The sequence below is a fragment of the Flavobacterium sp. DG2-3 genome, assembly GCF_030730925.1.
Classification (GTDB): Bacteria; Bacteroidota; Bacteroidia; order Flavobacteriales; family Flavobacteriaceae; genus Flavobacterium.
Genome location: NZ_JAVAMB010000036.1, coordinates 1 through 12,486, shown reverse-complemented (window position 1 = coordinate 12,486; position 12,486 = coordinate 1). Strand labels below are relative to the sequence as shown.

Genomic DNA, 12,486 nt, shown 5'->3' with positions numbered 1-12,486 from the left:
CAGGGAATTGATGGAAAAACACCAATTGATATGAAAAATCTGTTACCGAAATAAATGACTTTTACAGAAATGACAAACAGTACTTAAGAACTGAGAAAAACAATTAAAAACTTTAAATTGAACTTAAATTACTTATATGGTTCAAAACTTTCACCGCAATTCTATTTTCTAAACTTTTTTTAATAGATTTGTGTAATCGATTACATTTAACTATTGCTATTTATGTGAGAAGTAATTTTTCACATTTATAAAAATAACACCAAAATTTTACTAACAATGAAAACCAACCGACTAAATCTTTTTTCTCTTGCAATGGCAATTATGCTTTGCCTGGGGTCAAAAAATGTAAATGCTCAAAGCTCCTCGTACGATACTTATGCCAATGTTGAATTCAAAATGCCGAAAGTTAACGAACCTGTTATTCCAGCTAATACAGTAAATCTAAAAGATTTTGGAGCGGTGAACGGCGGTTACGTTTTGAATACCAAAGCTTTTGCCGATGCTATTGATGCTCTTTCAAAAAAAGGCGGAGGTAAATTGATCATTCCACCTGGAATCTGGTTAACTGGTCCGATTATTTTAAAAAGCAATATTGAACTGCATGCGCAAACGGGTGCTTTGATTAAATTTTCAACTGATAAAACTTTATACCCAATTATAGAAACAAGCTTTGAAGGTTTAAATACTTGGCGTTGTATCTCTCCTATTTATGGGAAAAATTTAGAAAATGTTGCTTTTACAGGAAATGGCGTTTGGGATGGTTCTGGTGAAGCTTGGAGACAAGTTAAAAAGAGTAAACTGACCGACGAACAATGGAAGAAATTTGTAGCTTCTGGCGGTGTTTTAAATGAAAAGAAAGACAGTTGGTATCCTTCTGAACAATATTTAAAAGGTGCGAAAGGTGCCGATCAAAATGTGCGTCATGATCTAAAAACGAAAGAAGATTTTGAAGCGATTCACGATTTTCTTCGTCCTGTTTTGGTGAGTATTCAGAATAGTAAAAGAGTGCTGTTTGATGGTCCTGTTTTTCAAAATTCGCCAGCTTGGAATCTTCATCCGTTGTTAATTGAAGATTTAATTGTTCGAAATGTAACGGTCCGTAATCCGTGGTTTTCTCAAAATGGCGACGGACTGGATGTAGAATCTTGCAAAAACGTAATTATCGAAAATTCTAGTTTTGATGTCGGTGACGATGCGATCTGTATTAAATCTGGAAAAGATAAAGACGGACGTGATCGCGGTGTTGCCTGCGAAAATATTATTGTGAAAAATAATATCGTCTATCACGGACACGGCGGTGTAACAGTGGGAAGCGAAATGTCAGGTGGTGTAAAAAATCTGCATGTTTCCAACTGTACTTTTATGGGAACTGATGTTGGTCTTCGTTTCAAAAGTACACGAGGACGTGGCGGCGTGGTAGAAAATATCTTTATTTCAGATGTTTTTATGACGGATATCCCGTCTCAGGCGATTTCGTTTGATTTGTATTATGGCGGAAAATCCATCGCTGAAACGTTAGCGGAAGGTGGAAATACGGTTACAACAAAATTAGTTCCTGTAAACGAAGAAACGCCTCAGTTTAAAAATATTTCGATTAAAAATATTACGATTAAAGGCGCACAGCAAGCGGTATTTTTACAAGGTCTTCCTGAAATGAATTTGGAAAATATTGAGATTTCAAACCTGATTGCGAAATCTCAAAAAGGTTTTTCTATTATTGATGCAAATGGAATTAAAATCAGCAATGCGCAATTGGATATTGAAGGTAAAAATGCGTTCGAAATTTATAATGTTCAAAATCTTTCTTTGAAGAAAGTAGAATTTAATCCTGGTTCATCGAATGCGATAACTATTGATGGTGCAACAACTAAAAATATCGATTTGAGTGGTTTATCTAAAACTACTACTATTGGAAAAGATGTTCCTAAGAAAGCGGTTAAGTTTTAAAATTTTGAACCATATAAGTTATTTAAGTTCAATTTAGCTGGATGTTAAATAGTTCTCGCAAAGACGCCTAGTCGCAAAGTTTTTTTATTCTTTGTGACTTGGCGTGTTTGTTTTTATTGATAATCTTTATTTAAACATACCCCGAAACCTCGGCAAGTTATTTATTGCTCCAGCGGAGCAAAATATTTATAGAATATTAATAAAACAAAATGGGGAAAAAGCTCCAGCGGAGCGACATATAATTGTAAAAAACATGTCGCTCCGCTGGAGCTTTATATTGTAAACCTGTATTTCCTGCTATAAATATTTAGCTTCTCCGAAGCTACTAATCATTTAAATTGTAGAATGAAATTGCATTCTCAGACCAAATCTTATTCTGGTCTTCTACAGAAAACTTCAAGATATAATCTTCTAATGTTTTTACAACCTCATTATAATCGGAAGCGACATTCAAGACCGGCCAGTCTGAACCGTACATTAATTTGTCAACAGAAAAATTATCAAAAATAACATCCAAATAAGGTTTCAAATCTGCTGGCTTCCATTTATTCCAATCGGCTTCTGTGACCATTCCGGAGATTTTGCACCAAACGTTGTCGTATTTTGAAATTTCTCCTATTGCTTTTTTCCATGAATCTATATCGCCTGATTTAATATCTGGTTTTGCAATATGGTCAATCACAAATCTTTGGTTCGGAAAATCTTTTACAAGACTTATCGCCGCTGGCAATTGACGATGGAAAATTAGTATATCGTACGTATAATCGAATGCTTTTAAAGCTGCAATTCCGTTACGGAAATCTGTTCCGTACATGAAATCATCTGGTTCGCCCTGTACAACATGTCTGAAACCTTTCAGGGTTTTATAATTCGAATAAAAACTTAGACGGTCTTGAATATTTTCAGCTCGTAAATCGATCCAGCCGACAACGCCTTTTATAAAATCATTTTTGGAAGCCAAATCCAATAAAAAATTGGTTTCTTCTTCTGATTCACTTGCCTGTACGGCAACACAACCTTCAAACTGATTATTCTGAAGTTCGGTCAAAAGATCATTTGGCAGAAAATCTCTCTGAATTACAGCCATCGTTTCGTCAATCCAACTGTCTCGAACGGGATCAAACTTCCAAAAATGCTGATGTGAATCTATTCTTTTACTCATAATTTCTTAGTTAACATCGCTAATTAATGCGCGGTCTAAATGTACGTAACCTCCATCCACAAAAACAAATTGTCCCGTAGTATGCGATGATCTTTCTGAAATGATGAAAAGCGCCGTATCCGCAATTTCTTCTGTTTTAGTCATTCTGCCTTCAAACGGAATACTTTTATTGATTTTCTTTAAAACGTTTTCTCCGTCTTCCAATGTTTTAATCCAATCTTCATAGGCTGGAGTATAACTTTCAGCAATAATAATAGCATTCGAACGGATTCCAAACTGAATCAAATCTACAGCCCATTCTCTTGTTAGACCTAAAACGCCACCTTTCGCAGCAGCGTAACCAGAAGTGCCACCCTGCCCCGTTAAAGCCACTTTTGAACCAATATTTAAAATATTTCCTTTTGATTCTTTTAAATAGGGAAGCGAATATTTAGCTAAAAGAAAATAACTTGCCACATTCAGTTTCAAAGAATTCATGAAATCTTCGTAGCTTGAATCTAATCCTGCGCCGTCGTTTACTCCAACGTTATTGATGATAGCATCGATTCTTCCGTATTTTGCAGCGACAACTTTCACAGCATTTTCCATTGCAACAGGATCTGTCACATCGGTTTGAACAAATAACGAATTAACACCTCTATTTTGAAGTTTTTCCGCGTAAGCGAAACCTCTTGCATTTCGATCTACCAAAACTGGAATCGCGCCTTCGTCTGCTAGGCGGTTGATAATCGTTTCTCCGATACTGCCTTCTTTTCCAGCTGATCCAGAAACAACGACTATTTTATCTTTTAAGTTTAAATTCATTTTTGTGGTTATTTAAAGTTAAAGTTTTCCTCATTTTTGTCATTTCGACGAAGGAGAAATCTCCGCAAGGAACTCCGCAAAGATTGTCGATTTAGATTGTCGAGCTACTTGTGGAGATCCTTCCTTCGTCAGGATGACAAACTGTGGGCAAAAATCTTTATTTGTATCCCTATTCTATCTCAATCAACGCCTTGATCACATTGTTTTTAGGATCGGTCAGATTCTTAAAATCAGTAATCATTTCGTCAAAACTTGTTCTGTGTGTAATGTATTTTTTCGGATCGATTTTTCCTTCTTTCAGGCATTTCATTACATATTCAAAATCTTCGATTGTTGCGTTACGGCTGCTCATTAAAGTCGATTCTCTTTTGTGAAAATCCGGATGACTGAAACTCAATTCTCCTTTTTGAAGTCCGACTAAAACAAATCTTCCGCCATGCGAAATATAATTGAAAGCGCTGTTCATTACTTTCTGATTTCCAGTCGCATCAATAACCACATTTGCCATATCTCCGTTTGTCAATTCAGCCAATTTCGCAGCAACATCATCGTTTAACGGATTAATAGTTTCGTCTGCATTTAATTCTGTTTTACAGAAATTCAAACGATAGTCATTAATATCCATTACGATCACTTTTGCTCCGGCGATTTTAGCAAACTGAATCAAACCAATTCCGATTGGTCCTGCTCCCATTACTAAAACTGTATCCGTTGGTTTTACGGCCGCTCTTCTCACTCCATGTGCTGCAATTGCTAGAGGTTCTACCAAAGCCAATTCGTCATAATCCAAACCTTGACCGTGCAGTAAATATTGTTCTGGAATCGAAACATATTCGGCCATTCCACCGTCAATATGTACTCCAAAAACTTTGATATTCACGCAGCAATTTGTCAATCCGTTACGGCATGCCACACATTTTCCACAGTTAAAATACGGAATAAAAGTGACTTTATCACCTGATTTAAAACCTTCTGCATTTCCTTTTACATATTCAGCAGCCAATTCGTGCCCTAAAATTCTTGGATATTCAAAATACGGCTGAGTTCCGCCAAAAGCGTGAATATCAGTTCCGCAAATTCCGATTCTTTTAATTTTCAATAAAACCTCACCTTCTTTTGGTTCTGGAATAGCAGTTTCTTTTAATAGAAATTCCTGTGGTTTTTCGCAAACAATATATTTCATTTTATACTTTCTTAATTTATATTTTGATACGCAACAGCTTTCTGTTTGCTCGTTCCTAAACCTTCAATTCCCAGTTCGATAACATCTCCCGCTTTAATATAAACTGGATCTGGTTTGATTCCTAAACCAACTCCCGGAGGCGTTCCCGTACTAATAATATCGCCTGGAAGCAAAGTCATAAACTGGCTTAAATAATGCACCAAATAAGGTATTTTGAAAACTAAATTCAGCGTATTGCTATCTTGGTATTTTTTACCATTTACCGTCAGCCACATTTTTAAATTGTCAACATCGGCAACTTCATCTTTGGTTGCCAAAAATGGTCCAAGAGGCGCAAAAGTGTCGCTCCCTTTTCCTTTTGCCCATTGCCCGCCACGCTCCAACTGAAAAGCTCTTTCGCTATAATCATTCAATAAAGCATAACCCGCAACATAATCTAAAGCTTCTGCTTCTTCGACATAACTTGCCTTTTTACCTACTACAAAAGCCAATTCTACCTCCCAATCGGTTTTTTCACTGTTTTTAGGAATGATCAAATCGTCATCTGGACCGCACAAAGAAGTTGTCGATTTAAAAAAGATTATAGGTTCGGTCGGAATCGGGGCATTGGTTTCTTTACAGTGATCAATGTAATTTAAACCAATACAGATAATTTTTGAAGGTCTTGCAACAGGCGATCCCAAACGTACCGAAGCGTCTACTTCTGGCAGAGACGGATTGCTATCTAATGCTTTTTGTAATTTTTCCAATCCATTCTCTTCAAAGAAACTTTCGTTAAAATCGGTTACAATCGAAGAAACATCATATCTTTTTTCTCCGATAATAACGCCAGGCTTTTCTTTTCCGATTTCTCCAAAACGTATTAATTTCATAATCGTATATTTTTAGTTGTTAGTTTATATTTTTTTGAGGATAGAAAGCCATCCAATCTTTTATTTTTCGTAAATCTTTCAGCATTTACCAATTTTAAATTCGCTAAAAAAAGGAATCAAAAATAATAAATGTAAAAAATACAATTACAAAAATACTTTTTCTAAATTAATAACCGCGATCTATTTTATTTTTCTGCTCTTAAAATAGTCATCGTTCAAAATTTTATAACATTTTTTATACGGTTTGTAAAAATTAACAGCCTAAATAACCTTTTCAGCAAAAAAGAATAGTTAATAAACACGGGATTTCTTGCTCATTTCAATCTTATTTCTACTTTTGTAATTGTATTTTTTACATTTATTATTTCCAACTAACATTCACTACCCAAAATCCCTATAAAATGATAAAATTAAAAGGCATAACTTGGAACCATACAAGAGGTTTGCTTCCAATGGTTGCCACATCGCAGCGTTTTACAGAATTACATCCAGAAATTGAAATTTCTTGGGAGAAAAGAAGTTTACAAGAATTTGCCGATGCTTCGATTGAAGATCTTGCTAAAAGATTTGATTTATTGGTAATCGACCATCCTTGGACTGGATTTGGAGCACAGACAAAAGCAATTCTTCCGTTATCCGATTATTTATCAGGAGATTATATTAAAGATCAGGAACGCAATACCGTTGGAAAGTCTTACGGTAGTTACGTTTTTCACAATAAATTATGGGCATTGCCTATTGATGCTGCAACTCCTGTAGCATCTGCAAGATTAGATATTTTAGAAAAGAACAATCTAGAAGTGCCAAAAACTTATGAAGATTTATTGGCTTTGGCGAAAAAAGGCTTGGTAGCTTTTGCGGGAATTCCAGTTGATGTTTTGATGAGTTTCTACATGTTTTGCTGCAGTTTGGGAGAAGCTCCTTTTCTTTCTGAAGAAAAAGTTATTTCTGAAACTACAGGAAAAAAAGCGCTTCAAATGTTTAGAGAATTAGCGCAGTTAATTGATCCTAAAAACTTTAACAGAAATCCAATTCAGGTTTATGAAGCAATGGTGAATTCAAACGAAATCGCTTACTGCCCTTTTGCCTACGGATATTCTAATTATTCGAGAGTTGGCTACAGCAAAAATCTATTGCACTTTTTTGATTTGGTGAGTTTAAATGACAAACCAATGATTTCTTCGCTTGGCGGAACTGGTTTAGCGGTTTCATCTTTCAGTCAGCATATTGGCGAAGCGATTCGTTACGCTGATTTTACAGGATCTTCCGAAATTCAGCAGAATTTATATACGGATAATGGCGGTCAGCCAGGACATTTGGAAGCTTGGAAAAGTGACCGATTGAACGATTTGACACACGATTATTTCAAAAACACATTGCCAACTTTACAACGCGCATTTTTACGTCCGAGATATTACGGCCACATGTATTTTCAAGATCACGCCGGAGATGTTGTCCGCAATTATTTAATGTACGGCGGAGATGAAGATAAAGTCCTAGAAGAAATGAACGGACTTTATGCAGAATCTCTAAAAATTCAGACGATATGAGACCTTTAGAAGGATTAATTGTTCTGGAATTCTGCCAGTTTTTGGCGGGACCTTCAGCCGGATTAAAACTGGCTGATTTGGGCGCACGCGTGATCAAAATCGAACGTCCTGTAAAAGGGGAAGCCTGCAGACAATTGAGTATTAAAGATTTGTTTGTAGACGACAGCAGTCTACTTTTTCATACAATTAATAGAAATAAAGAATCTTTTGCAGCCGATTTAAAAAATCCTGACGATTTGGTTTTAATAAAAAAACTAATCGAAAAAGCTGATATTATGACGCATAATTTCAGACCGGGCGTGATGGAAAAAATCGGTTTGGATTTTGAAAATACATTAGCCATTAATCCGCAGATTATTTATGGAACGATTACAGGTTACGGCAATGAAGGTCCATGGGCAAAAAAACCGGGACAGGATTTATTATTGCAATCGCTTTCGGGTTTAAGCTGGTTGAGCGGACGCAAAAGTCAAGGCCCAGTTCCGTTTGGATTGGCGGTTGCCGATTTAATGTGTGGCAATCATTTTGTGCAGGGAATTTTAGCAGCACTTTTAAAAAGAGCTAAAACCAAAAAAGGCGTTTTGGTTGAAGTAAGTTTGTTAGAATCAATTCTTGACGTTCAGTTTGAAGCGATTACTTCTTTCTTAAACGACGGCGGTCAATTGCCTGAAAGAGGCGATATTAAAGGAAGCGCGCATGCTTTTTTAAGCGCGCCATACGGAGTTTACCAAACGCAAGACGGCTTTTTGTCTCTCGCCATGGGGGATTTGCTTTTTATTGGAAAAACGCTTGGCTTGGATTTAAGTCCGTTTGCGGATAAGCATTTATGGTTTGAAAAACGGGATGAAATTAGAACAATTTTGAGCGAAAAAATTCAAACCCAAACGTCTGATTACTGGATTGAAATTTTACAGAAAGAAGGCATTTGGTGCGGCAAAGTTTTCAATTACGAAGAATTGGACAATCAGCCTTTTATTGAGGAATTACAGTTGAAACAAACTGTAAAAAATACAGAAGGTGAAACTTTGGTTACAACCAGAAGTCCGATTCAGTTGGACGGTGAAATTTTACTTAGCGAAAAAGCAGCGCCAAAAGTGGGTCAGGATAATGTAGCAATACATGCAGCCTTTATTCAATAATTCGGTTAAAATTATTTTTTAATTATACTCAAAATGGAAATTAAAATCTGCGATATCTACTTTAATCTGTGCAAATCTGCGTGAAAATCTATTCGCAAAAAGTATTTCACGCAGATTTTAAAAGATTTAGGCAGATCAAATTAGATTTTAAATGTTAATTAAAAACGATTAAACAGATAAAACGGTTAACAAAAAATGAAACCATTAGAAGATTATTTAATTGTAGATTTCAGTCAGTTTCTTTCGGGGCCTTCAGCGAGTTTGCGTCTTGCCGATTTGGGTGCGCGCGTGATAAAAATTGAAAAACCGGGAACGGGAGATATCTGCCGAACCCTATATACTTCAGACTTGATTATGAATGGCGAGTCGTCTGTTTTTCATACGATAAACAGAAATAAAGAATCGTTTGCCATTGATTTTAAACAGCCTGAGGAACTTCAAAAATTAAAAAAATTATTGGCTAAAGCCGATGTTGTAATGCATAATTTCAGACCTGGAGTTATGGAACGCATTGGCTTAAGTTATGAAGAAGTGAAAACTATAAATCCGAATGTGATTTACGGTTCGATTTCTGGTTTTGGAGAACATCCAGATTTGAAAGATTTACCGGGACAGGATTTGCTTTTACAGTCTTTAACGGCTTTAACGTGGCTGAGCGGCAATCAGGAAGACGGTCCTGTACCAATGGGATTGTCAATTGTAGATATGCTGGCTGGAGCGCATTTGGCACAAGGTATTTTAGCCGCTTTATACCGAAAAGCAACTCACAATATTGGAGCGCAAGTTCAGGTAAGTATGCTGGAATCGGCTTTTGATTTTCAGTTTGAAACGATTACAACCTTTTTTAATGACGGAGGCGAATTGCCTGTTCGTACCAAAACCAATAATGCGCACGCCTATTTGGGTGCGCCATACGGAATTTACAAAACTAAAAACGGTTATTTAGCTTTGGCTATGGGATCCATTCCTGTTTTGGCTTCGCTTTTAAAATGTGATGCTTTATTGGCTTTCCCAGAAAATAAATTTACGCTAAGAGACGAAATCAAAAATATTCTTGCCGATCATTTGCATACTCAGGAAACACAATTTTGGCTGGATATTTTAGAACCAGCAGACATTTGGTGTGCGGGAGTTTTAAACTATCAGCAGCTTTTTGCAGAGGACGGGTTTAAAGTTCTGAATTTCACGCAAGACGTAGAAATGCTTGATGGCTACAGTTACAAAACTACACGCTGTCCGATAAAAATTGACGGCGAATATCTGACTTCTGGAAAAGGTTCGCCGAAACTAGGTCAGGACAACGAACGAATTATTAAAGAATTTATAGACTGCTGATGGAAAAAATTAGAATCGCCGTACGAAAATTCGATCCTTTCGAAAGTACACTTCAAAAGCTTTGGGATGCCTTTTGTCTTCAAAACAATATAAAAATTGAAGCCGAAATGATTCCGATGGAGCTTCATGATTTGTATGAAACCACTATTACAAAAAAGGGTTTAAAAGAAGGAAAATGGGATATTGCACACCTTAATACCGATTGGATTTTTGATGCTGTACATGAAAAAGCGGTTCTAGATTTATATTCCTTTATTTCACAAAATCCGCCTGAAAATTATCCGCACGGCTGGCACAAATCGCTTTTGCATTTGCAGAAAATTGATAATGGAACATACGGACTTCCATTTCATGATGGGCCGGAATGTTTGATTTACAGAAAGGATTTATTTGAAAATGAAACCGAAAAAGAAAATTTCAAAAAGCAATTTGGCTATGAACTTTCAACACCAAAAACGTGGAAGGAATTTCAAGAAATTGCAACTTTCTTTAATCGACCAGAAGAAAATCTGTACGGCTGTATTTTTGCCAATTATCCAGATGGACATAACATGGTTTTCGATTTCTGCTTGCAATTATGGACACGCGGAGGCTCTTTAATCAATAATAAAAACCAAATTTCGATTAATAGTAAAGCGGCAATTGAAGCTTTAGATTTTTACAGAGAAATTGTGAATGACAAAAACGCTGTTCATCCCAAATCAAAAGATTTTGGTTCTGTTGAAGCAGGTTTGGCTTTCGCCGAAGGGCAAGCGGCAATGGCGATCAATTGGTTTGGCTTTGCTTCGATGGCAGAAGTGATCGAAGAATCGAAAGTCAAAGGAAAAATCGACATTACTTCTCTCCCATCCGATCCTGGACATAAAACGGCTTCACTAAATGTATATTGGTTATATACTATTGGTACAGGAAGCAAACACAAAAAACTGGCCTACGATTTTTTACGATTTGCCACGACTGCTGAAAGTGATAAATTATTGACTACAGAAGGCGGAATCGGTTGTAGAAAATCAACTTGGAAAGATGAGGAAGTCAATACTTTGATTCCGTTTTATCATAAGTTGGAAATGCTGCACGAAAATGCGCTGACATTACCACAAACGCCAATTTGGCCAAAAGTGTGTGAATTTATCGATCATATGGTTTTAAAAGCCATCAACAGCGATATTCCGTCGGCACAATTATTAGAAGAAACACAAATTAATATTCAAAAAATAGAATAGAAAACTTTGTCAAAGTTTTAAACTTTGACAAAGTCGAAACTAACATAAAAATATTTACAAAATGAATATTCCATATAAACCTTTACTGCCCGAAACAGAACAGCCGATCATTATTATCGGAGCTAGCGGTATCGTAAAAGATGCGCATCTTCCGGCTTATGAAATGGCTGGTTTTAAAGTTTTTGGTATTACCAACAGAACCATTTCCAAAGCATACGATTTACAGAAACAATTTAAAATCGATCATGTTTTTGAAAATGTTGCCGAAGCAGTTAAAAACGCGCCTTCAAACGCCGTTTACGATATTACGGTTTTACCCGATCAATACATCGAAATTTTAGAACAATTGCCAGACGGTGCGGCGGTTTTGATTCAGAAACCAATGGGCAATGATTTGGCGCAGGCTCGCGAAATTGTGGAAGTATGCGAAAGAAAAAATTTGGTTGCTGCGATTAACTTTCAGCTTCGTTTTTCGTCTTTCGTAAGTGCTGCAAGATATTTGATTAATGAAGGAATAATTGGTGAACTTTATGATTTTGAATTTAAAGTTACGGTAAACACGCCTTGGGAATTATTCCCTTTAATAAAAGAGCATCCAAGATTGGAAATTCTTTTTCATTCTGTTCATTATATTGACTGTATTCGCTCTTTCTTAGGAAATCCGAAAGGTGTTTATGCAAAAACAGCTAAACATCCACTGAAAAAATTATCTTCAAGCCGATCAACTATTATTTTGGATTATGGCGAAGATAAACATGTTGTAATCAATACGAATCACGATCATCATTTTGGGCCAAAACACGAAGAAAGCTACATTAAATGGGAAGGAACAAAAGGTGCCATCAAAGCTAAAATGGGCTTGCTGATGAACTATCCTGATGGTTTGCCAGATGTTTTTGAATACGCGCTTCCGAAAAAAGACAATGAAAATGAATACGAATGGACGGAAGTGAAACTGGAAGGTTCTTGGTTTCCTGAAGCTTTCATTGGCGCAATGTCCAATCTGATGCGCTACAAAGAAGGTTCTGACTCGGTATTATCTGCTAGTGTTCAAGATGTCTTAGGTACAATGAAAGTTGTCGAAGCTTGTTATATCAGCAGTAAAAACGGTGGCATTTCCTTTGATGAAGTGTAATTAAAACACTATATTTCGAAACCATATAAGTTATATAAGATAATTTAAGCTGAATGCTTTTTTAAGCTCATAAAAGTTTTAGACAAAGCAGATTAAATGAACTTATATGGTGAAACCAAAAATTAAACCATAAAAG

Annotated in this window: 10 protein-coding genes; 6 read left to right on the top strand and 4 right to left on the bottom strand. The window is 36.2% G+C overall.

The window, feature by feature from the left end; genetic code table 11:
* Positions 1 to 276 precede the first annotated feature (276 nt).
* Entirely contained in the window at positions 277 to 1,947 is a 1,671-nt protein-coding gene (locus Q9Q97_RS23250) for a glycoside hydrolase family 28 protein (RefSeq protein WP_306161540.1), read from the top strand.
* 325 nt (positions 1,948 to 2,272) lie between these two features.
* On the opposite strand, the gene Q9Q97_RS23245 is transcribed toward Q9Q97_RS23250, so the two are convergent.
* The 4 genes from Q9Q97_RS23245 to Q9Q97_RS23230 form a co-directional block, all read right to left on the bottom strand.
* Complete coding sequence (locus Q9Q97_RS23245; protein ID WP_306161538.1) at positions 2,273 to 3,109, bottom strand: amidohydrolase; 837 nt, start codon at positions 3,107 to 3,109, stop codon at positions 2,273 to 2,275.
* 6 nt (positions 3,110 to 3,115) lie between these two features.
* Positions 3,116 to 3,913, bottom strand: coding sequence for an SDR family oxidoreductase (locus Q9Q97_RS23240; protein ID WP_306161536.1), 798 nt, complete (start codon positions 3,911 to 3,913; stop codon positions 3,116 to 3,118).
* A 169-nt stretch (positions 3,914 to 4,082) separates the two neighbouring features.
* Positions 4,083 to 5,096, bottom strand: coding sequence for a zinc-binding alcohol dehydrogenase family protein (locus tag Q9Q97_RS23235; protein WP_306161534.1), 1,014 nt, complete (start codon positions 5,094 to 5,096; stop codon positions 4,083 to 4,085).
* Between the two features lie 11 nt (positions 5,097 to 5,107).
* Positions 5,108 to 5,968 (bottom strand): fumarylacetoacetate hydrolase family protein, encoded by an 861-nt coding sequence (locus Q9Q97_RS23230; protein ID WP_306161532.1) that lies wholly within the window; start codon positions 5,966 to 5,968, stop codon positions 5,108 to 5,110.
* A 401-nt stretch (positions 5,969 to 6,369) separates the two neighbouring features.
* On the opposite strand from Q9Q97_RS23230, the gene Q9Q97_RS23225 reads away from it, so the two are divergent.
* The 5 genes from Q9Q97_RS23225 (at position 6,370) to Q9Q97_RS23205 (ending at position 12,350) form a co-directional block, all read left to right on the top strand.
* Complete coding sequence (locus Q9Q97_RS23225; protein ID WP_306161530.1) at positions 6,370 to 7,518, top strand: ABC transporter substrate-binding protein; 1,149 nt, start codon at positions 6,370 to 6,372, stop codon at positions 7,516 to 7,518.
* Positions 7,515 to 8,657, top strand: a complete 1,143-nt coding sequence (locus Q9Q97_RS23220; RefSeq protein ID WP_306161528.1) for a CaiB/BaiF CoA-transferase family protein — start codon at positions 7,515 to 7,517, stop codon at positions 8,655 to 8,657. Before Q9Q97_RS23225 ends, Q9Q97_RS23220 begins: the two co-directional genes overlap by 4 nt.
* Before the next feature lie 195 nt (positions 8,658 to 8,852).
* Positions 8,853 to 9,992 (top strand): CaiB/BaiF CoA-transferase family protein, encoded by a 1,140-nt coding sequence (locus Q9Q97_RS23215; RefSeq protein WP_306161526.1) that lies wholly within the window; start codon positions 8,853 to 8,855, stop codon positions 9,990 to 9,992.
* The gene (locus tag Q9Q97_RS23210; RefSeq protein WP_306161524.1) at positions 9,992 to 11,215 is read left to right on the top strand and encodes an extracellular solute-binding protein; all 1,224 of its coding nucleotides are present in this window, start codon (positions 9,992 to 9,994) and stop codon (positions 11,213 to 11,215) included. Before Q9Q97_RS23215 ends, Q9Q97_RS23210 begins: the two co-directional genes overlap by 1 nt.
* A gap of 61 nt (positions 11,216 to 11,276) precedes the next feature.
* A complete protein-coding gene (locus Q9Q97_RS23205; protein WP_306161522.1) occupies positions 11,277 to 12,350 on the top strand; it encodes a Gfo/Idh/MocA family protein in 1,074 nt (357 codons plus the stop codon).
* The last annotated feature ends 136 nt before the right edge of the window (positions 12,351 to 12,486 follow it).